Annotated in this window: 15 protein-coding genes and 1 pseudogene; 7 read left to right on the forward strand and 9 right to left on the reverse strand. The window is 33.9% G+C overall.

The features are described from left to right. Positions 1 to 556 precede the first annotated feature (556 nt). From gyrB to secDF, 3 genes are all read left to right on the forward strand, one after another. Entirely contained in the window at positions 557 to 2,497 is a 1,941-nt protein-coding gene (gyrB, locus tag OZP09_RS18625; protein WP_281309804.1) for a DNA topoisomerase (ATP-hydrolyzing) subunit B, read from the forward strand. A 105-nt stretch (positions 2,498 to 2,602) separates the two neighbouring features. Beyond that, positions 2,603 to 3,538 (forward strand): malate dehydrogenase, encoded by a 936-nt coding sequence (gene mdh, locus OZP09_RS18630; RefSeq protein WP_223681048.1) that lies wholly within the window; start codon positions 2,603 to 2,605, stop codon positions 3,536 to 3,538. 227 nt (positions 3,539 to 3,765) lie between these two features. Further along, positions 3,766 to 6,738, forward strand: a complete 2,973-nt coding sequence (gene secDF / locus OZP09_RS18635; RefSeq protein ID WP_281309805.1) for a protein translocase subunit SecDF — start codon at positions 3,766 to 3,768, stop codon at positions 6,736 to 6,738. A 73-nt stretch (positions 6,739 to 6,811) separates the two neighbouring features. Here secDF and OZP09_RS22695 read toward each other — a convergent pair whose 3' ends face one another. The 9 genes and pseudogenes from OZP09_RS22695 to OZP09_RS18675 all read right to left on the reverse strand — a co-directional run bounded on the left by OZP09_RS22695 (position 6,812) and on the right by OZP09_RS18675 (position 14,057). Continuing rightward, positions 6,812 to 7,027: an IS3 family transposase gene (locus tag OZP09_RS22695; protein WP_432419431.1), complete on the reverse strand. Its 216-nt coding sequence runs from the start codon at positions 7,025 to 7,027 to the stop codon at positions 6,812 to 6,814. After that, positions 6,988 to 7,644: an IS3 family transposase gene (locus OZP09_RS18640; RefSeq protein ID WP_281309427.1), complete on the reverse strand. Its 657-nt coding sequence runs from the start codon at positions 7,642 to 7,644 to the stop codon at positions 6,988 to 6,990. The genes OZP09_RS22695 and OZP09_RS18640 overlap by 40 nt, the downstream gene beginning before the upstream one ends. After that, positions 7,644 to 8,171, reverse strand: a complete 528-nt coding sequence (locus tag OZP09_RS18645; protein WP_269235004.1) for a helix-turn-helix domain-containing protein — start codon at positions 8,169 to 8,171, stop codon at positions 7,644 to 7,646. Before OZP09_RS18645 ends, OZP09_RS18640 begins: the two co-directional genes overlap by 1 nt. 598 nt (positions 8,172 to 8,769) lie before the next feature. Next, positions 8,770 to 9,702, reverse strand: a complete 933-nt coding sequence (gene lgt, locus OZP09_RS18650) for a prolipoprotein diacylglyceryl transferase (RefSeq protein ID WP_269235162.1) — start codon at positions 9,700 to 9,702, stop codon at positions 8,770 to 8,772. Positions 9,703 to 9,770: 68 nt separating this feature from the next. Then, positions 9,771 to 10,010 (reverse strand): membrane protein insertion efficiency factor YidD, encoded by a 240-nt coding sequence (yidD, locus tag OZP09_RS18655; protein ID WP_281309806.1) that lies wholly within the window; start codon positions 10,008 to 10,010, stop codon positions 9,771 to 9,773. Between the two features lie 22 nt (positions 10,011 to 10,032). After that, positions 10,033 to 11,511: a cysteine--tRNA ligase gene (cysS, locus tag OZP09_RS18660; protein ID WP_269235164.1), complete on the reverse strand. Its 1,479-nt coding sequence runs from the start codon at positions 11,509 to 11,511 to the stop codon at positions 10,033 to 10,035. Between the two features lie 50 nt (positions 11,512 to 11,561). Next, positions 11,562 to 11,950: pseudogene (locus OZP09_RS18665) on the reverse strand (four helix bundle protein). A gap of 37 nt (positions 11,951 to 11,987) precedes the next feature. Then, positions 11,988 to 12,659: a GTP cyclohydrolase I FolE gene (gene folE, locus OZP09_RS18670; protein WP_269235165.1), complete on the reverse strand. Its 672-nt coding sequence runs from the start codon at positions 12,657 to 12,659 to the stop codon at positions 11,988 to 11,990. A gap of 201 nt (positions 12,660 to 12,860) precedes the next feature. Then, positions 12,861 to 14,057 (reverse strand): pyridoxal phosphate-dependent aminotransferase, encoded by a 1,197-nt coding sequence (locus tag OZP09_RS18675; protein ID WP_281309807.1) that lies wholly within the window; start codon positions 14,055 to 14,057, stop codon positions 12,861 to 12,863. A 122-nt stretch (positions 14,058 to 14,179) separates the two neighbouring features. Here OZP09_RS18675 and OZP09_RS18680 point away from each other — a divergent pair, with 122 nt between their 5' ends. The 4 genes from OZP09_RS18680 to OZP09_RS18695 all read left to right on the forward strand — a co-directional run bounded on the left by OZP09_RS18680 (position 14,180) and on the right by OZP09_RS18695 (position 21,363). Then, positions 14,180 to 15,502 carry a PDZ domain-containing protein gene (locus OZP09_RS18680; protein WP_281309808.1) on the forward strand — a complete coding sequence of 441 codons (1,323 nt, stop codon included), beginning with the start codon at positions 14,180 to 14,182 and terminating at the stop codon, positions 15,500 to 15,502. A 117-nt stretch (positions 15,503 to 15,619) separates the two neighbouring features. Then, complete coding sequence (locus OZP09_RS18685; protein ID WP_281309809.1) at positions 15,620 to 18,265, forward strand: gliding motility-associated C-terminal domain-containing protein; 2,646 nt, start codon at positions 15,620 to 15,622, stop codon at positions 18,263 to 18,265. A gap of 28 nt (positions 18,266 to 18,293) precedes the next feature. Continuing rightward, a complete protein-coding gene (locus OZP09_RS18690; protein WP_269235170.1) occupies positions 18,294 to 19,223 on the forward strand; it encodes a PorP/SprF family type IX secretion system membrane protein in 930 nt (309 codons plus the stop codon). A 10-nt stretch (positions 19,224 to 19,233) separates the two neighbouring features. Next, positions 19,234 to 21,363 carry an OmpA family protein gene (locus OZP09_RS18695; RefSeq protein ID WP_269235171.1) on the forward strand — a complete coding sequence of 710 codons (2,130 nt, stop codon included), beginning with the start codon at positions 19,234 to 19,236 and terminating at the stop codon, positions 21,361 to 21,363. Positions 21,364 to 21,408 lie beyond the last annotated feature (45 nt).

Below are 21,408 nucleotides of genomic sequence, written 5' to 3' on the forward strand. Positions count from 1 at the left end.
AAGTTTTAGAACTTAATATTTACAGAAAAACGTTCTCTTTGAGGACGTTTTTCGTGGTTTAGAAACTTATTTTTAAATGTTTTTTTAAGATTATTTTGTTGAATATTAAGTGTTTGTTTGTGTTTTTATATTTGGCTTTTGCCGCAAGAATTTAGTAATGCAAACATAGGAAAATGTAATAAAAAGTGGATAATCCTAATTCAGGCGAAAAACTGAATGATGTACACCGGAATGCTGGTGCTGAAATCACAAAAACAGGTTGTTTGATAATTAAAAACGATTTTAGATTCTGCATTTAAATTTTGGAAAGATAATTTTAAAGAAACCGAAATGATATTTTTATGTTATTTCGGTTTTTTATGTTATTCCTATTTTCAGAATTTCGAATTTATGAAGTTTGGAATTTAATGGTGCCTTTTGGAATTTATTTTCTATAATTTTTAATAATTCTGTTAATAACTTAGGTGCTTTAAATACTATTTTAAGAGGTATATAAAATGCGTTTTCATATATTTGCGTGTTAAGACAATAATTACATTTTTTTAGAATAAATTATATGAGCGAAGAAATCAAGAAGAACAATTATTCAGCAGATAGTATTCAGGCATTAGAAGGAATGGAGCATGTAAGAATGCGTCCATCGATGTATATTGGAGATGTAGGGGTTCGAGGGCTTCACCATTTGGTTTACGAAGTTGTGGATAACTCTATTGATGAGGCGATGGGAGGTCATTGCGATACGATTGGTGTCTCAATAAACGAAGACGGTTCTGTAACGGTTGAAGACAACGGTCGTGGTATTCCGGTTGATTTACATAAAAAAGAAGGGGTTTCTGCGCTTGAGGTTGTAATGACAAAAATTGGGGCAGGAGGTAAGTTTGATAAAGATTCTTATAAGGTTTCCGGAGGTCTTCACGGTGTAGGGGTTTCGGTTGTAAATGCGCTTTCTGTTCATATGAAATCTACCGTGTTTAGGGAAGGTAAAATCTACGAGCAGGAATACGAAAGAGGAAAAGCATTATATCCGGTAAAACAAATCGGGGAAACAGATAAGCGAGGTACACGTCAGACTTTTTATCCGGATGATACTATTTTTCAGCAGACTACGGAGTTCTCATATGATACACTTTCAGCTCGTATGCGTGAACTTTCTTTTTTGAATAAAGGGATCACAATTACTTTTACAGACAAAAGAGAGGTTGACGAAAAAGGCGAATTTAAAAGCGAAGTTTTTCATTCTACAGAAGGACTTAAAGAATATATCCGCTATTTAGACGGTAACCGTGAGCCAATTATTTCTCACGTAATCAGCATGGATCACGATAAAGGTGAGATCCCGGTTGAAGTAGCGTTGATTTACAATACAAGTTATACAGAGAATATTTTCTCTTATGTAAACAATATCAATACACATGAAGGTGGTACCCATTTGCAGGGTTTTAGAAGTGGTTTGACAAGAACACTTAAAAAATACGCAGATTCATCCGGAATGCTGGATAAATTGAAATTCGAAATTGCCGGAGATGATTTCCGTGAAGGTCTAACAGCTATTATTTCGGTAAAAGTTGCAGAACCTCAATTTGAAGGACAGACAAAAACCAAACTTGGAAACAGAGAAGTAGTTTCTCCGGTTTCTCAGGCTGTTGGAGAAATGCTTGAGAATTATCTTGAAGAAAATCCAAATGATGCAAGAGTAATTATCCAGAAAGTAATTTTAGCTGCCCAGGCACGTCATGCTGCGAAAAAAGCACGTGAAATGGTTCAGCGTAAAACCGTTATGGGTGGCGGCGGATTGCCAGGGAAATTATCAGATTGTTCTGAGCAGGATCCTGCAAGATGTGAGGTTTATCTTGTCGAGGGAGACTCGGCAGGTGGAACTGCAAAACAAGGTCGTGACCGTAATTTTCAGGCCATTTTGCCATTACGAGGTAAGATTCTGAATGTTGAAAAAGCAATGCATCATAAAGTGTTTGAAAACGAAGAGATTCGTAATATTTTTACAGCACTTGGTGTTACTGTTGGAACAGAAGAGGACAGTAAAGCATTGAATCTTTCTAAGCTACGTTATCATAAAGTAATCATCATGTGTGATGCCGATGTCGATGGTAGTCACATTTCTACCTTAATATTAACGTTCTTCTTCCGCTTCATGAAAGAATTGATTGAAGAAGGTCATGTTTACATTGCAGCTCCACCTTTATATTTAGTTAAAAAAGGAAATAAAAAAGAATACGCGTGGAATGACGTTCAGCGTGATCAGGCGAATGAAAGAATGGGAGGAAGTGCCGCTATTCAGCGTTATAAAGGTCTTGGAGAGATGAATGCAGAGCAATTGTGGGAAACTACAATGGATCCAAATTTCAGAACTCTGCGTCAGGTAAATATTGATAGCCTGGCAGAAGCTGATCAGGTTTTTTCAATGTTAATGGGGGATGAGGTACCACCTCGTAGAGAGTTTATCGAGAAAAATGCCGTTTATGCCAATATTGATGCCTAATAAAATTTAACCGTCAATTCGTTTAATTGTTTAAATTTACCTAAACGATTAAACGAATTGTTGATTTATAAAATAAATTAACTAATAACCAATAAAGTATAAAATATGAAAGTTACCATTGTAGGAGCAGGAAATGTTGGAGCCACTTGTGCGGATGTTATTTCTTATAGAGGAATAGCCAGCGAAGTAGTATTGTTGGATATTAAAGAAGGTTTTGCCGAAGGTAAGGCGTTGGATATTATGCAATGCGCTACAAACACAGGTTTTAATACGCATGTGTCAGGTGTTACAAACGATTATTCTAAAACAGCAGGAAGTGATGTAGTAGTAATTACATCCGGAATTCCAAGAAAGCCGGGAATGACTCGTGAAGAATTAATTGGTATAAACGCAGGAATTGTAAAAACAGTTGCTGAAAATGTATTGAAATATTCGCCTAATACCATTATCGTTATGGTTTCTAATCCTATGGATACTATGACGTATCTGGCTTTAAAATCTACGGGATTGCCTAAAAACAGAATTATAGGTATGGGCGGAGCATTAGACAGCTCCCGATTCAGAACGTATCTTTCTTTAGCTTTGGATAAACCTGCAAATGATATTTCAGCAATGGTAATTGGCGGTCATGGAGATACAACTATGATTCCGTTAACCCGTCTGGCATCTTATAACGGAATTCCGGTAACTGAATTTCTTTCAGAAGATGTGTTGCAAAAAGTAGCTGCTGATACAATGGTTGGTGGAGCTACTCTTACAGGTCTTTTGGGTACATCGGCATGGTATGCCCCGGGAGCTTCAGTTGCTTTTTTGGTGGATAGTATTTTAAATGATCAGAAAAAAATGATAGCCTGCTCTGTTTATGTAGATGGAGAATACGGGCAAAAAGATATATGTATTGGAGTACCCTGTATAATTGGTAAAAACGGGGTTGAGCAAATTTTAGAAATTCATTTAAACGAAGAAGAAAAAGCTTTGTTTGCTAAAAGCGCAGATGCAGTTAGGGGGATGAATGATGCTCTGAAATCGATTTTAGTATAAAAAATATCGAAAAAAAAGGAAAAGGCTGCACTTTTGCAGTCTTTTTTTTGAGATTAATTAATAAATAAATTGTTTAATCTTTTCGAGAATTATATATTTGCTCGGTTTAAAAAAAATGTTGTAATTCGTGATCACGATTTTTTAGTTTTAAAAACTCATGTCAGGGCTTATTTTATGGGAATTTAAAGCAAAAACAAACAATAAAACATAATTAATTTTTAGTAATAATGCAGAATAAAGGACTTATTAAATTTTTCGCAATTCTATTTGCATTGGTAAGTATTTACCAACTTTCTTTCACTTTTGTGGCAAATAATGTCAAAGAGGAAGCTAAAGCTTTTGCAGGAGATAATCCTGATAAAGAATTAAAATATTTAGATTCTATTGGCAAAGTAAAAGTTTTTGATCTTGGTTTTACAGATTTTACTTATAATGAAGTAAAAAACAAACAATTAAATAAAGGTCTTGACTTAGAAGGGGGGATCAACGTGATTCTTCAAATTTCTATTAAAGATGTTTTGAAAGGTTTGGCTAATAATTCTAAGAACCCTGTTTTTAACAAATCATTAGCCGATGCAAGTGCAAATTTAGAAGGAAATAAAACCTATTTAAATAAGTTTTTTGAAGCTTTTGATGCAAATTCTAAAGGAAGTGTGAAGCTGGCTTCGCCTGATATTTTTGCTAACAGAAGCTTACAGGGAGAAGGTGGTATCGATTTTCAAATGTCTGATGCACAAGCTCAAAAAGTAATTAAAAGAAAAGTTGATGAGTCTGTTGAAAGTGCTTTTAAAGTACTAAGGGAGCGTATCGATAAATTTGGTGTTACACAGCCAAACGTTCAGAAATTAGGTGAAACAGGAAGAATTTTAGTAGAACTTCCAGGTGCTAAAGATGTTGACAGAATTAAGAAATTATTAGGAGGTAAAGCTCAATTAGAGTTTTGGGAAACTTTTAAAATTGAAGAAATTGGAAATTTCTTAGTTGCTACTAACGAGGCTTTAAAAAAGACTGAAATCAAAAAAACAGAAACTAAAGCTGTTGTAAAAGATTCATTGAATGCATTATTAACCGATGCAAAAGATTCACTTGATACTAAAAAAGGAAATAATCCATTATTTGACAAAATGATTGGGCAGGGTGGCGGACCAGTTTTAGGTTACTTTGCTCCAAAAGATACTGCTGTTGTTAATGAATATTTTAAGAGACCTGAAATCAGGATTTTATTGGCTGCTGACCAGCACAATGCAAAATTTGTGTGGAGTAAACCAACTACTACTAAAGACGCAAAAGGAAAAGATATTGAAGCTGTAGAATTATACGCTTTAAAAGGAAACAGAGATAACGCTCCTGCTATGAGTGGTGGTGTTGTTACAGATGCAAAAGATACTTTTGACCAATTAGGAAAACCAGCTGTTTCTATGCAAATGAACAGTCAGGGAGCAAAAATTTGGGAAGAATTGACAGGAAGAGCTTTTTCTCAAAAAAGTTATATCGCTATTGTTCTGGATAATGTAGTTTATTCTGCACCAGGAGTAACTAGCGGACCAATCGCAGGAGGAAGATCTGAAATTACAGGTTCTTTTGATGTGGCTGAAACGAAAGATTTAGCAAACGTATTGAATGCGGGTAAATTACCGGCTTCTGCAGATATTATTCAGTCTACTGTTGTAGGTCCATCTTTGGGTCAGGCTGCAATCGATGCGGGAACAATTTCTTCTATATTAGGATTTTTATTAGTTTGCGGATGGATGGTATTCTATTATGGTAAAGCGGGTTGGTATGCTAATCTTGCATTATTATTAAACTTGCTTTTCTTATTCGGAATTATGGCTAGTTTTGGTTTTGTATTAACATTACCGGGTATTGCAGGTATTGTATTAACATTAGGTACTGCGGTAGATGCGAACATTATTATATTTGAAAGGGCAAAAGAAGAATTACGAGAAGGTAAGTCATTATCTGAAGCTGTTACAGCATCTTACGGATGGCACGGTGCAATGCGTTCTATCATTGATGCAAACGTTACACACGTATTAACAGGAGCAATTTTGTTTATTTTCGGTACAGGTCCAATTAAAGGTTTTGCTTTAACATTACTTATTGGTATCGTAACTTCATTGTTTACTTCAATTTTTATTGCAAGAATTTTTATCGACAGAAATATTGCCGGAAAAGGAGATTTAACTTTCTCTACAAATATCACTAAAAACTGGTTTACTAATTTCCATTTTGATTTTATTAAAATCAAAAAATTCACTTACATCTTCTCTTCTATTATAGTTGTAGTAAGCTTAATTTCTATTTTCTTTGTTAATGGATTAGATGAAGGTGTGGATTTTGTTGGAGGTAGAACTTTCCAGGTTAAATTTGAAAAACCAGTTGATGCAACTGTAATTTCAGATGAATTATCTGCTGCTTTCGGAACTCCGGTTGAAGCTAAAATTTTAGGTGATGATGATCAGTTAAAAATCACTACGAAATACAAAATCAAAGAAGATGGAGTGGCTGTTGATGAAGAAGTGAATCAAAAATTATACAAAGCTTTAGCGAAATATTTCCCTAATGTAACGTATGAAAAATTCACAAACACTTATGATGGAAAAACGATTGGAGTTTTACAGGCTTCTAAAGTAGGAGCTTCAATCTCTGAGGATATCAAAACAAATTCATACTGGGCAGTTCTTGGAGCAATGGCGGTTATTTTCTTGTACTTAATGGTTTCTTTCCGTAAATGGCAGTATTCATTAGGTGCTATTGCAGCAGTTGCACACGACGTAATCTTTGTATTAGGAATTTACTCTTTATGTTATAAATTCATGCCTTTCCACATGGAAATGGATCAGCACTTTATCGCTGCGATTCTAACTGTAATTGGTTATTCTATGAACGATACCGTAATTGTATTCGACAGGGTTAGGGAGTTTATTATCGGAAACCGTAAAGGAAGTTTCGAAGATATCGTAAACGCTTCTATTAATACTACATTGTCAAGAACATTGAATACTTCATTAATGATGATCATTGTATTATTAACCATGTTCATCTTTGGTGGTGAATCAATCAGAGGATTTATTTTTGCCATGTTAATTGGTATTATTGTTGGTACATATTCATCATTGTTTATCGCTACACCTGTGTTGGTTGATACGATTTCTTCTGATGAGAAACACACAATTGAAGACAAACATAATAAGGCTTAATTAAATTAAATCTTAGTTTTAATATAAAAATCCGGCAAATAGACTGCACCCAAAAGTTTAGACAAATTTATAATTAATTTTGATAATGATGAGCTCGATATTGTATCGGGCTCATTTTGTTTAAATTTGACTTGATTCTTTCTCTATTGTAATAGATAATATAATTTTCGATATCTTGTTTTAATTGACTTATAGAACTGTACTTTTTAAGGTAAAACAATTCGGATTTTAATATCCCGAAGAAGTTTTCTATAATCGCATTATCCAGACAATTCCCTTTTCTGGACATACTCTGTACGATTCCTTTTTTTTCAATAAATGCTGGTATTGTTTCATTTGGTATTGCCAGCCTTGATCAGAATGTAAGGTCAAATTAGTATTGTTTGGTATTTTCTTAAATGCTTTTTTTAACATCACGACCACTTGACTAAATACGGGTCGTTCCGCTAGCTCATAACTGATAATTTCTTGGTTGAATAAGTCTATAATAGGCGATAAATATAGTTTTTTTCCTGATACATTAAACTCGGTTATGTCGGTTGCCCATTTTTTATTTGGAGCTTCTGATTTAAAATTGCGTTCCAAAATATTAGGTGCGATTTTGCCCTGTTCCCCTTTATATGATTTATATTTCTTTATTCTAATAATGCTTTTTAGCCCTAATAGCTTCATCAATCTGAAAACTGTTTTATGATTGATAGTTATCCCTTTATTGTTCAATTCGTCGGTAATTCTTCTATAGCCATAACGACCTTTGTGCTTGTGATAAATGGATTTTATAAATTCTTTTATGATTTGATACTTATCCACAGATTTGTTTTGTTTTTCATAGTAGTAAAAACTGCTACGTGCCATATTAGTACGATTCAAAAGTAAATCTAAATCATATAAATGCCTTAATTCCATTATGGCTTGCGCTTTTTGGCTGCTTCTTCGGCTTGAATTAAGGCTTGTAGCTTTTTTAGCAAATCGTTCTCACAGCGCAGGGCTTCAATTTCCAAGAGAAGTTCTTCTTCCCTGGATAATGGCTTGTCTGATTTGCGTTTTTTACGTTTGAAATTGCTCATAGATTTGGGCCTGCCTTTGGGTTTTGGTTGTAATGCTTCAACTCCAAAGTTAGCAAAATCTTTTTGCCATTTTAACAGAATAGCTGCATCGGCAATATTAAACTTCACCGAGGTCTCGCGTAAGGAAAGTGATTCTTTTTTAATGGCTTTTAGAACCTTTAACTTAAAATCAACCGTATAATTATGATTCCTTCTAGGTAATAAGCCGTCTTTGCCGTATGCTTTATAAAAAGCTACCCATTTACGGATATTGGACTCGTCCAAACCCTTCAATCTTGAAACATACACGTTCGAATAATGTTTCTTTAAAACTAATTCTACACATTCTAACTTAAATGCATAATTGAATTTTACTTTTCTGTTCATAAAAAATGCCCCAAATAGTGTCTAACTTTTTGGGGCATGTTCAAAAAGCCGGATTTTTTTGTTTTTGAAAGATGCTTGAAGAGTTGTTCAGTTTTGAAAGAAGTATTTTGAGAGTATTTTTTAACTATTTTTTATTGAATGACAGTAATTCGTTATATGTATTTACTGAAAAAATAAGTGATTGTCAGTAAAAGTGTTGTAAGAAGTATTGTGGCAGCTCATTTGGCTTTGTACACGATTAAGTTTCGTAAAAGGCTTTTAATTGAAAAAGTCCTGACTACACTCATCTGATATCTGGCTCTGATTTTGCCCTAGGGATATTGGTATTGTTTTGTGTTTTTATGAAAATAAAATATCCTGTCTTAGCCCTGATGGCAGCGGTATCCTTTTTACTGCTGCTGCCAGCAGGAAAAAGATTTAGCGTACAGCAGGACGGAAGGTGGTTATGGAAATTAAAGTTTCTGCTTCTAATTATTATTGACAGGAAATGATGAATGAGTTAGTTATTTCAATCTGCAGCCTTAATTTTATGACAAAAAAAATACCCAATATCAATAGATTTGTATTGGGTATTTTATATTTTTTGGTTGGTTTCTTTTTAAGAAGCTGCTAAAGGATTTCTTTGTGCTCTGATGATAAAGAAAAGCCCAATGATAATAAACGGGATGCTTAACCATTGTCCGGTTGAGAAATAGCCTAATGCGCTTTCAAAACCTCCCTGACTTTCTTTTACAAATTCTACTATAAATCTTACTACAAATAAAAGAACCAAAAATAAGCCAAATAAATACCCTGATTTAAGTCTTGCACTTGTTTTCCAGTATAAGAAATATAAAATGGCAAATACAAAAATATAGGAGAACGCTTCGTATAATTGTGTTGGGTGTTTTGCAGGAACCTGAGCTAATAAATCTGCAAATTTTGGGTCAGTTGCAATTGCGGTGTAAGCATCTGCAGGATTTGCAATTTGAGTAGCATTAACAGCCTCGTTTTTGCTAAACGTATCGTGTAAAAAGCGAATTCCAAATGAAGAAGTGGTTTCGTTTCCTATAATCTCAGAATTCATAAAATTTCCGATACGTACAAAAATAGCACCGCTTGCTACCGGAATGACTACTCGGTCTAAAATCCATAATAACGGGCGCTTTAGAATCATTTTGCTATAGTAATACATCGCAATTATAATAGCAATGGCAGCGCCATGACTTGCTAGTCCCTGAAATCCGGTAAATTGAAATTCAGGTTCAAGTTTAAATGGTAAAAAGATTTCCAGTAAATGATTTCTAAAATATTCCCAGTCATAAAATAAAACATGTCCCAGACGCGCCCCAATTAATGTTGCAAGAACTGTCCATACAAATAAAGAATCTAGTTTGTCAATTGATTCATTTTCTCGTTCAAACATTTTTTTCATCAGGAACCATCCTAATCCAAAAGCGATAACGAACATTAAGCTGTAGTAGCGAATCATAAAAAATCCTAAATCAATTCCTTCTGAAGGATTCCAAACGATGTTTAAAGGGTGTGTCATGTAATATTATGTTTTTTTGAGTAGTTGTAAAAATAAATATTTAAAACAGAGTTAGTCATTAATAAAAGTTAATGTTTATGCGAACATTTTTTTTCAGGAACCGGATCATAGCCAGTTCTTCCCCAGGGATGACAGCTTAATATTCTTTTTATTCCGAGAAAACCACCATAAAATAATCCATGTTTTTGCAGGGCTTCAATCATGTAGCTCGAACATGTAGGTTCAAACCTGCAGGATGCCGGTGTAAAGGGCGAGATTGCATTTTGGTAAAACCGTACTAATAAAACAAATGGAGTGGTAACTTTCATGGTTTATTAGAAGATAATGTGATTATATCGAAAAGGTTGTGCCTTCTTTTCCATCTTTTAATTGGATGCCTAAAGCGATCAATTGGTCACGAATCTGGTCAGAAAGGGCGAAATTTTTATCTGCTCTGGCCTGATTTCTCATTCCGATGAGCATATTTACTACGCCTTCTAACTTGTCATTATTACTGTCAGCAGCTTTTTCGTCACTTAGTCCTAAAACATCAAAAACAAAAGCATTGATAGTAGCTGAAAATGATTTTAAATCTTCTGCAGAAATAGTCTCTTTTCCTTCTTTCAGTAAATTGATATAGCGAACACCTTCAAACAATTGGGCGATTAAAATAGGCGTATTAAAATCGTCATTCATGGCATCGTAGCACAATTGTTTCCATGCTCCAAAATTAATAGAGCTTGAATTTCCTGCAGAAATAGTTGGCAATGCATCAATCGCTTCCATTAACCTCTTATATCCTTTTTCGGCAGCTGTTATAGCATCATCAGAAAAATCTAAAATGCTTCTATAATGTGCCTGCAACATGAAAAAACGTGTTACAGAAGCAGAAAAGGCCTTACTTAAAACGGTATTATCGCCACTCAAAATCTCGCCCGGTAAAATATTATTGCCAGTTGACTTTGCCATTTTCTTGCCGTTTAAAGTCAGCATATTGGCATGCATCCAGTAATTAACCGGAGATTGACCAGTGCAGGCTTCGTTTTGAGCGATTTCGCATTCGTGGTGTGGAAATTTTAAATCCATTCCGCCTCCATGAATGTCAAAATGATTTCCTAAGTATTTTGTACTCATGGCAGTACATTCAAGATGCCAGCCGGGGAAACCATCGCTCCAAGGAGAAGGCCATCTCATAATATGTTCTGGTTCTGCTTTTTTCCAAAGCGCAAAATCCTGTGGATTTCTTTTGTCTGACTGACCATCTAAATCACGGGTATTGGCTAGCATATCTTCTATGTTTCTGCCACTTAAAATCCCGTAATTGTTGGTTTCATTATATTTTACAACATCAAAATAAACCGATCCGTTGGCTTCATAACCAATTCCGGTATCAATAATTTTTTTGATAATTTCGATTTGCTCTATAATATGTCCTGTTGCAGTAGGTTCAATACTTGGAGGTAAAAAATTAAAAGCTTTTAGAATATCATGAAAATCGACAGTATAGCGCTGAACAACCTCCATAGGTTCTAATTGCTCTAAGCGTGCTTTTTTTGCAATTTTATCTTCTCCTTCATCAACATCATCTACAATATGACCTACATCAGTGATATTACGTACATAACGTACTTTGTAGCCAAGATGTAAAAAATACCTGAAAATCACATCAAAAGACATAAAAGTTCTCACATTTCCTAAGTGCACATTGCTGTAAACCGTAGGTCCGCAAACATACATTCCAACATTTCCTTCATGGATTGGTTTGAAATTTTCTTTTTCACCCGAAAGCGAGTTGTATATTTTTAGGGATTGCGTTGTGTATAAAGGCATATTTTAACTTATTGTTTGTTGTTTGAAGTTTGTTGTTTTTAGTTAGGATGTTATTTGAATTTTAGACCTTTGATTTCACAATTATTTAAATAGTTCATCATTGCGCCAATTTTATTCTTAACTAATTCAACCATTTCATTTAATTTTAAATGTTGTTCTTCAGTAATTAATTTTTATCAAAAGCTCTGTATGATTGTGATTTTACTTCTCCTGCAGAACCTTTTGCAATGCTTAAAAATTGAATGAACTCTCTATTGCCATTCCGCTCAAAGCCTTCTGCAATATTGTCCATGATTGATCCTGAACTCCTGTCGATTTGATCTCTCAATGAGTAATTAGTTTTTAAGTTTGTGTTTTGAATTAAAGATTCAACTTGCTGGAAGATTGTTCTGGATAGTCTCCAAATTTCCAAATCTTCAAATTTTTCTATTTTAGCCATAACAACAATAAACTATTAACTAAAAACAATAAACTTTTTAGAACTGAGTTTCTAATTTAATATAATCCAAAAATTCTCTTTTAGTCTGTGGATCTTTAAATTTTCCACCAAATTCTGAGGTTACTGTACTGCTTTCGATGTCTTTGATTCCTCTTGAATTAACACAAAGGTGTTTGGCATCTATAACGCAGGCAACATCTTCTGTGCCTAAAGCTTTTTGAAGTTCCTGAACAATCTGCATAGTCAAACGTTCCTGAACCTGAGGTCTTTTGGCATAATATTCTACAATACGATTCATTTTTGATAGACCAATAACTCGTCCGCTTGAAATATAAGCTACATGAGCCCGGCCAATGATAGGTAATAAGTGGTGTTCACAAGTAGAATAAACAGTAATGTTTTTTTCTACCAGCATTTCGCCATACTTATAATTATTGTCGAAAGTAGAAGCTTTTGGCTGTTTTGAAGGGTTGAGGCCACCAAAAATCTCTTTTACAAACATTTTTGCAACTCTGTTTGGAGTTCCCTTTATGCTGTCGTCTGTCAAATCCATTCCAAGAGTTTGTAGAATGTTTTCAACATCTTTTTTTATTTTTTCTATTTTTTCTTCATCGCTTAAGACAAAGGCGTCTTCTCTTAATGGGTTTTTTGCATTACTGCTGAAATGACTGTCACCTATTTCGTCTAAAAAATCTTCGTTATTTATCATTAAAAACTACTATTATAGTGGGTATATCTTTTTAAGACGGTAAAGATAATTAATAAATAGGAAACCTTTTCAATCGTTTTTATTATTAATTACTCCTTTTTTGTATAAATATTAAATTAAAGCTAAACCAGGTTTCTTTAAAAACACAAAAGACAATAACTTAATTAGTTATTGTCTTTCAAAGTCCGTATTTAACTCTTGTTATTTTTTGTTGTAAGCGGTAAGTGCTTCTTTTAATATATTTACAGCGGTTATTAAATCTTTTTTATTTAATACATAAGCAATTCGAACCTGATTCAAACCCATTCCGGGAGTCGAATAAAAACCTGCTGCCGGTGCTACCATTACAGTTTCTCCGTTCAAATCATAACTTTCCAGAAGCCATTGCGCAAAATCTTCAGAGTTGTCTATTGGCAACTGTGCAATACAATAAAAAGCGCCTTTAGGCTTGGTTACGATTACACCTTCAATTTTGTTTAGTTCCGTAATCAAAGTATCGCGACGACTTTTATATTCTGAAATTACTTCATCAAAATAACTTTGAGGCGTGTCTATTGCAGCTTCACAAGCTATTTGTTCAATTGTTGGCGGACTCAGACGTGCCTGGGCAAATTTCATTACTGTTGCTAAGACCTGCTTGTTTTTTGTTACTAAACAACCTATTCTGGCACCACACATGCTGTAGCGTTTTGAAACAGAATCGACCATGATCACATTTTGCTGCACATCTTCTAGATTCATTACAGAAAAATGCTCATCATCTCCATCATACAAAAATTCACGATAGACTTCATCGGCAATTAGATACAAATCATGCTTTTTTATTAAGCCTGCCAATTGTTTAATTTCTGCTTCTGTATATAAATATCCAGTCGGATTTCCGGGATTGCAAATCAGAATGGCTTTTGTCTTAGGTGTAATTAATTTTTCAACCTCATCAATACTTGGCAAGGCAAATGCAGTTTCAATTGTAGAAACAAGTGGGACTACAGTTGCACTTGTTGAGGATGCAAAGGCATGATAATTCGCATAAAAAGGTTCCGGTATAATGATTTCATCTCCGGGATCTGTAATTGTGGCCAGTGCAAAAAGTAAAGCTTCAGAGCCACCTGTAGTTACAATGATGTCTTCTGTATTAACGTTTACATTTTGGCGCTGGTAAAATTGAGCTAATTTTTTTCTATAGCTTTCATATCCTGCAGACGGACTGTATTCTATAAGAGTCAAATCAATATTTTTTACCGCCTCGATGGCCACTTCGGGTGTCTTGATATCCGGTTGACCAATATTTAAGTGATACACTTTGCGCCCTTTTTTCTTTGCTAAATCTGCAAAAGGAGCCAGCTTTCGTATCGGAGATTCGGGCATATTTCTACCCTTGTGTGAAATTGTTGGCATGAGTATAAATTATTGAAGTGCAAATTTGCATTTTTTTTTCGGATTTAAGGTAAACAATAGATGGAGTTGTAAAAATGTAACAATAATCAGTTTTTTTAGTAATTTTATAATAAAAATTGTCAATGAAAAAATATATCTTATTGTTTTTTTTGCTTTTGACATCTTTTATATCAGATGCTCAGGATGATTTTTTAATTGAGAGGAATAAAAAGAAAGTAGTAATCCCTTTTAAACTAATTAATAATTTAGTTTTTATTCCAATTAAGGTGAATGGCATTGAATTGAACTTTTTATTAGATTCTGGGGTTGATGAAACAATTTTATTCAGCATGGAAGATAAAAAAGAGGTTAGTTTTAAAAATGTAGAAAAAATTAAACTTCGTGGATTAGGGAGTGAAGAGGAAATTGAAGGCTTAAAATCAACAAATAATATTCTGGTAACGCACGGTTTAAAATCGATTAATCATTTGGTTTATATTATTTTAGATCAGGACTTCAATCTGTCTTCACATGTTGGAATTCCGGTTAACGGAATAATAGGATACAAATTTTTTAAAAATAATGTAGTAGAAATTAATTATCAAAAGAAAAAAATTTTCGTACATCAAAATAATGAGAATGTTAGAAATAACTTTGATAAAAACTTTAAAACAATACCTATTACTATTGAAAGGTCTAAGCCTTACGTTATGGCTTCGGCGATGGTTTCAGGTAAAAATATTCCGGCAAAACTACTTATAGATATTGGTAATAGCGATTCATTCTGGGTTTTTGAAAATGACAAAATTAAATTACCAAAAAAGAATTTTCCTGATTTTCTGGGAAAAGGGTTTAGTGGTGACATAGAAGGTCATAGAGCCAAAATTTCTAACTTTTCGCTTGCTGATTTTACATTTAAAAATCCAATTGTTTCTTTTCCGGATTCAAGCTCTATAAAAAATGTAAAGATGGTTGCAGACAGGGTCGGTTCAGTTGGAGGCGAAATTCTAAAAAGATTTACTATTGTTTTGGATTATGCTGATAAAAAAATGTATCTGAAAAAAAACAATAAATTTAACGAACCTTTCACTTACAACAAAAGTGGAATCACAGTTCAGCATAATGGTTTGCAATGGGTGCAGGAAACCGTACATTTAGAGACAGTACGTGTAGGTAACGCAACAGATGAAAATTTTAACGGTAAAAACAATAATGATTTCAGGTATAAATTTCAATTGAAGCCAATTTTTGAAATTGTTAATGTACGTAAAAAATCTGCAGCGGAAAAAAGTGGAATACAAAAAGGAGATGTTATCATTAGTATTAATAATACTAAGCCTTATAAATATACATTGCAACAAATTAATAACCTTTTGAAATCAGAAGAAGATATCTGGATTAATTTAGAAGTTGAACGTAACAGTGTATTGTTAAAATTCCGTTTTCGATTAGAGGATGAATTGTAGTTTTTCTTTTTTTATTTTGTTTTGTATTTGATAATAAGAATGTTATCGTTTTGTTTTGTAAGATTAAATAGGTTTGTTAAATAATTTAAGTATTTTTAACGAAAATTTAATTAGTCTATGATTAAAAAATACTTTTCCTTCATTGCTTTTAATCTTTATTTCCTTGTTTTTCTATTAAATCCGACTAAATTTTTTTCTCAATGTGCGGGCGTGGATTCTTCGGCTCCTTTTGAAGTTTGTGATATTGCTAATAGCAGCAGTCAGGCAATAGATTTGTTTCCCTTATTGGGAGCTACTGCTGTTCCGGGTGGTACGTGGTCAGATGATGATAATTCAGGAGGTTTAAATGAAACTACTGGCGTTTTAAATGCGCAGAAGATTCTTGTTAGTGGACTATTTCATTATACCTATACGGTTGAAGGGATTAATGGCTGTTCAGATAATTCATCAACTATCGAAGTCATTATTGGTGGATACGCAGGTTTTGCAGAAAAAGCTTCAGCGTGTAGCGATGATACTGGATTTAATCTTTTTCAGATATTCAATGGGAATAGCCATTTGAGTCCTCAGTCTGAAGGAAGCTGGTATAATGATACGAACAATACCCCATCACCAAGTGTGATCAATGCGACAACCTTTTCTCCCGGAACTTATAAATTTACATACACCATTGCAGCTATTGGAAGCTGTCCTGCAGTTTCTTCAACAGGGTTTGTAACTATTTTTAGATCTCCGGAACCCGGAAAAGCTACGCCATTAATATTATGTGAAGACAGTGATTTCTCAATATATTCTAATCTTGATCTGAATGATAGGATTTCTGGAGAAGATCCAGGAGGAATATGGACTGATAATAACGGTGTAGGGCAGATTACTTTTACAAAAGATCATAATATAAATGTGCAGCAAATATTTGATACTTATGGCATAGGTGAATATTTATTTACTTATACTGTTTTGCCTACAAGTCCAGTGTGTAAAATAGAAAGTGCTGGTGTAAGGATTAAAATTGAAAAGAAATATGATTTTACAGGAGCAAAAATTGAAGTAAAAAATGATATTTGCGAATCTGACATTCAAACAGCCACCTATTCAGCCACAATAACTCAGGGAGTTCAAAATATTCTTAATGGACAATTTTATGTTACCTATAATGTTTCAGGTCCTAATGGTGAAACCAAAACCATACTAGCCGGATTTACTAATGGGGTTTTAACTTTTCCCCTAAGCTCAAATTATTTTCGACAGCCAGGCAGTTTTACAGTCAGAATTATAAATATTGAGGCGTTTGGCAGTGAAAAGGGCTGTGTAAACATTATCAATGACCTATCAGATGTTTTACATGTTTATAAAATACCTGTTTTAAACGGAGCTGTTTTAACACCGGCCGTAACCTGTCAAAATAAAAGTACTCAGGCAATAATTTCAAATGCTTCGGGGTTAGAAGATGGTGATTATAGTATTAAGTATAATGTTTCAGGGTCAAATACAGCAACAGGTCAATCTGCTGCCATTACTGTTTTAGGAGGGAACGCAAGTTTTACAATTCCTTCAAACTTAAATTCTAATAGTGGGAATTCAATTATTACGATTACCAATATTACTAATGCTGCAACACCATACTGTACCAATACGGCTAATATAAACGGGAATTTAATTATAAATAAATTACCAGATGCATCGAATCTTAAGGTTGAAGTGTTGGATGATTGTATTAATAAACCTTTTAAGGCTTCAGTTTCAGGCTTAGGTACGCTTACAGATGTTACTATTTCATATCTTTTATCAGGCAGTAATACTGCAGCCTTACAAACTATTAGTTTAGCGGCTACAAATGGAAAAGCAGACTTTATAATCCCGGCTGTGTTATTGCCCAATACAGGGCCAACTGCTATATCGATTGTCAATCTGGTAAATAATGACAATTCCTGTGATGTTGATTTGACAACAGTTTCTGATGCTTTTGCGCTAAATCCTATTCCGGTTGCCCCAACTGCAGCGGACCAGTCTTTTTGTAAAATTGAAAGAGCTACAATTGCAAATTTAGTCCCAAACGGAAGTAGGTACAAATGGTATAATTCATCAGCTCTTACCACACCTTTGGCTAATACGTATGTTTTAAAAACAGAGGATTATTGGGTAACTGAAACTTCAGCAGCGGGGTGTACCTCACCTGCTACTATGATTAAGGTTACAGTAAGCGATTCATCAGCACCAGTTTTAGATGCTGATGGACAAAATTTTTGTGGTTTAGAAAATCCTGCTATTTTAGATTTATCTAATAACACCAATGTGGCATCAACAGTAGTCTGGTACGATGCTTTAAGTAATGGTAATTTGCTTGCTGCGTCAACGCCCCTAACAGACAATACAACTTATTATGGTTTCGACATATCAGCCTCTACAAATTGTATTTCAGAGGATCATTTAGAAGTGAAGGTTTCCCTGAGTCATTGTGATGAAACCGAATACGAAACATTTTTTGTTCCGGACGGATTCTCACCAAACGGAGATAATGTAAACGATACTTTTAAAATCCTTAAAATCGATTTTTTATATCCAAATTATTCTCTCGAAATTTATAATCGGTACGGCAATGTTATGTTTAAAGGAAATAGAAATAAACCGGATTGGGATGGTAGAAATTTAGAAGGAGGAGGTTTTGGTGACGGAGTAGCGCCAAATGGGGTCTATTTTTATGTTATCCATTTTAATAAAGATAATAAACCGCCTCAGCAAGGTCATCTTTATTTAAATAGATAATCCTTCATTTACTTTTAATATCATCTCAATGAAAAAAATAATACTTTATATAAGTTTCCTTTTTTACGTTACATTCTCATCTGCCCAGCAAGATCCCGAATACACACATTATATGTATAATATGAGTGTTGTGAATCCGGCTTATGCAACCGGTACTGCTGCTATGATGAACTTAGGAGGTTTATACAGGACACAATGGGTTGGAGCAGTAGGTGCACCAAAAACATTTACCTTTTTTGGTCATACCGCTTTAAGCGAAAAGATTGAAGTTGGTGCTTCTTTAATTTCAGATGATATTGGGGATGGCGCAAAAAAAGAAAATAATTTCTATGCTGATTTTGCTTATGTACTTCAATTACAAGGAAAAAATAAACTTTCTTTAGGGTTGAAAGCTGGGTTTACTTCTTTGCAGACCAATTTTAACGGATTTCGTTTTACAGATCCCTCAACAGATTTGGCTTTCGCCGAAAATATAAATGTTACAAAACCCAATATTGGAGCAGGTGCGTATTATTTTACAGATAAATATTATATAGGGTTGTCTGTTCCGAATTTATTGAGTTCAAAACACATTGAAGAAAAATCAGGGATAAATGCTTTAGGGTCTGAAGAAATTCATACTTTTTTAACCGCAGGATATGTTTTTCAGATTAATGATGCCTTCAAATTAAAACCTGCATTTATGTCCAGATTTGTCTCCGGTGCCCCCATTTCAGTGGATATAACAGCCAATGTTTTGTATAATGATAAGTTTGAACTGGGAGCTGCATACAGATTAAATGATGCCGTAAGTGCTTTGATGAATATAAATATTACTCCGTCTCTTAGAATTGGATATGCTTATGATTATACTGTTTCAAATTTGGGACAGTTTAATTCAGGGACTCACGAGATTATGCTGCTTTTTGACTTAGATTTATTAGGAAAAGGATACGATAAATCACCAAGATTCTTTTAAAATGAAAAATATGAACAAACTACTCGTTATTATATTCGTATTTTCTATACAGTTTATAAAAGCCCAAGATCAGGATTTGAGCAGGGCTAGGCGTTTTTTTGACAGAACTTTTTATGCTGAAGCTATTGTTTTATATGAGAAATTAGCTGATGAAAAACCTTCGCAGGAAGTCATTAAAAACCTCGCGGATTCCTATTATTATACGAACGATTTGATAAAAGCGCAGCGTTATTACAGACTTTTAATTAAAAATTACGATAAAGATTTAGACCGAAATTACTATTTCAAATATGCCCAAACCCTTAAAGCTACAGAGAATTTGGCAGAAGCAGCCGAAGCTTTAAAAACATATTATTCAAAGTCTTCCAATACTGAAGATGTATCGAATTTTGAAAAAGAGATCAAAACATTAGAAAATGTTGCTGCAATTGGAAACCGTTTCGAAATTAAAAACTTAGCCATCAATACCCCAAATTCAGAGTTTGGAGCTGTAAAATACAACGACAGTCTGGTTTTTGCCGGAGTGAAACTAAAACCGGGATTGTTTGATAAAAAGTACAAATGGGACAATGCCACTTATCTGAATCTGGTTGCTGTTCCAATCAAAAATATAAATTCTGAGAATCAGATTACGCATTATTTTTCGAATGAATTAAAGACCGGAATGCATGAGTCGAATGCTGTTTTTACGAAAGATGGCAAAACAATTTATTTTACCCGTAATAATTCTAAAAACGGCAGCAAAAGAAAAAATGAAGAAAAAATTTCGAACCTGCAGATTTTTAAAGCGGAACTGGTTAACGGAAAATGGACTAATATTGTTTCGCTTCCTTTTAACAGTGACAATTATTCTGTAGAACATCCGGCATTAAGTGCTGATGAAAAAGTATTATATTTTGCTTCTGATATGCCGGGAACATTCGGCTCTTTTGATCTTTATTCGGTAAACATAAACCAGGGTGCTTTTGATACACCAAAAAATTTAGGTCCGATTATCAATACAGACAAAAGAGAACAATTTCCGTTTTTGTCCAAAGACAATAAACTTTATTTTTCTTCAGATGGGCATTTAGGATATGGATCTCTCGATATTTTTGTTTCTGAAATTGAAGGAAAAGAATACGAGAAACCTGTAAATATTGGATTGCCTGTTAATTCTAATTTAGATGATTTTTCATTTTACTTTAATTCCGATACTAAAGAAGGCTATTTTGCTTCAAACAGAAAAGGAGGAAAAGGAAGCGATGATATTTATCAGTTAAAAGAAATTAAGGATCTGGTAGTTGAAGATTGTAAACAGTTTATTACCGGAATCATAACAGATGCTGATACAAAACTAGCTTTAGAAAATGCAATTGTAGAACTTCAGGATGCAGAAAAAAATCAGCTGAACTTATTAAAAACAACTGCTGACGGAAAATTTAGCTTTACTGTGTCATGTGAAGCTTCTTATACGGTGTTAGCTTCTAGAGAAAATTATACGAGCAACTCAAAATCGTTAACCTCAGGCAAGACCAGAAACGTGAATAACGATGCTTCAATGACATTAAAATCGTTGGATATTATAAAGCAGGAAGAAAAGCAGATTGCAGAAAATAAAAGGAAACAGGAACTTATTATAGAAGAAGAAAATAAGAAAAAAGAAGCCCTTGTAATAATCGCTTTAAAAGAGGCAGAAAAGAAAGCCAAAGCTGACAAAATTGTTGCAGACGAAGTAAAGAAAAAAGAAAAAGTCAATCAGATTTTAGCTCAGGAAAAAGATGTTGTAAGGGATAAAGACAGACTTATTATTAAAACAGATCCTATTTATTTTGATTACAATATGTGGTATATCCGAAAAGAATCAAAAGTAGTTTTAGGAAGGGTAGTGGAGTTAATGAAGAAATATCCAGGAATGATTATCGAAATTGGATCACACACCGATTCGAGAGGAAATGCTAAATTCAATGAAGATTTATCTCAAAAGCGAGCGACTTCCACCAGAGAATTCATCATACAATCTGGTATTGATGCTAAAAGAGTAACAGCCAAAGGTTATGGTGAATCTGTACCAATTATAAAATGTAAAACAGATGATGCCTGTTCAGAAGAAGAACATGAGTTGAACAGAAGATCTGAATTTGTCATTAAAAATTTGTAGATTTCTGAATAATAAATTTAAAAAAGAAGCCTTTCCATGGCTTCT

Origin of the sequence: Flavobacterium flavigenum (assembly GCF_027111255.2) — a bacterium.
GTDB lineage: Bacteria > Bacteroidota > Bacteroidia > Flavobacteriales > Flavobacteriaceae > Flavobacterium > Flavobacterium flavigenum.

Excerpts from the sequence above, each read along its gene's own strand:
- OZP09_RS18675 (WP_281309807.1), bottom strand. The coding sequence starts at position 14,057 with ATGCCAACAATTTCACACAAGGGTAGAAATATGCCCGAATCTCCGATA.
- folE (WP_269235165.1), bottom strand. The coding sequence starts at position 12,659 with ATGATAAATAACGAAGATTTTTTAGACGAAATAGGTGACAGTCATTTC.
- cysS (WP_269235164.1), bottom strand. The coding sequence starts at position 11,511 with ATGCCTTTATACACAACGCAATCCCTAAAAATATACAACTCGCTTTCG.
- OZP09_RS18645 (WP_269235004.1), bottom strand. The coding sequence starts at position 8,171 with ATGAACAGAAAAGTAAAATTCAATTATGCATTTAAGTTAGAATGTGTA.
- OZP09_RS18640 (WP_281309427.1), bottom strand. The coding sequence starts at position 7,644 with ATGGAATTAAGGCATTTATATGATTTAGATTTACTTTTGAATCGTACT.
- OZP09_RS18695 (WP_269235171.1), top strand. The coding sequence starts at position 19,234 with ATGAACAAACTACTCGTTATTATATTCGTATTTTCTATACAGTTTATA.
- OZP09_RS18685 (WP_281309809.1), top strand. The coding sequence starts at position 15,620 with ATGATTAAAAAATACTTTTCCTTCATTGCTTTTAATCTTTATTTCCTT.
- yidD (WP_281309806.1), bottom strand. The coding sequence starts at position 10,010 with ATGAAAGTTACCACTCCATTTGTTTTATTAGTACGGTTTTACCAAAAT.
- lgt (WP_269235162.1), bottom strand. The coding sequence starts at position 9,702 with ATGACACACCCTTTAAACATCGTTTGGAATCCTTCAGAAGGAATTGAT.
- OZP09_RS18690 (WP_269235170.1), top strand. The coding sequence starts at position 18,294 with ATGAAAAAAATAATACTTTATATAAGTTTCCTTTTTTACGTTACATTC.
- mdh (WP_223681048.1), top strand. The coding sequence starts at position 2,603 with ATGAAAGTTACCATTGTAGGAGCAGGAAATGTTGGAGCCACTTGTGCG.
- OZP09_RS18680 (WP_281309808.1), top strand. The coding sequence starts at position 14,180 with ATGAAAAAATATATCTTATTGTTTTTTTTGCTTTTGACATCTTTTATA.
- gyrB (WP_281309804.1), top strand. The coding sequence starts at position 557 with ATGAGCGAAGAAATCAAGAAGAACAATTATTCAGCAGATAGTATTCAG.
- OZP09_RS22695 (WP_432419431.1), bottom strand. The coding sequence starts at position 7,027 with ATGTCCAGAAAAGGGAATTGTCTGGATAATGCGATTATAGAAAACTTC.
- secDF (WP_281309805.1), top strand. The coding sequence starts at position 3,766 with ATGCAGAATAAAGGACTTATTAAATTTTTCGCAATTCTATTTGCATTG.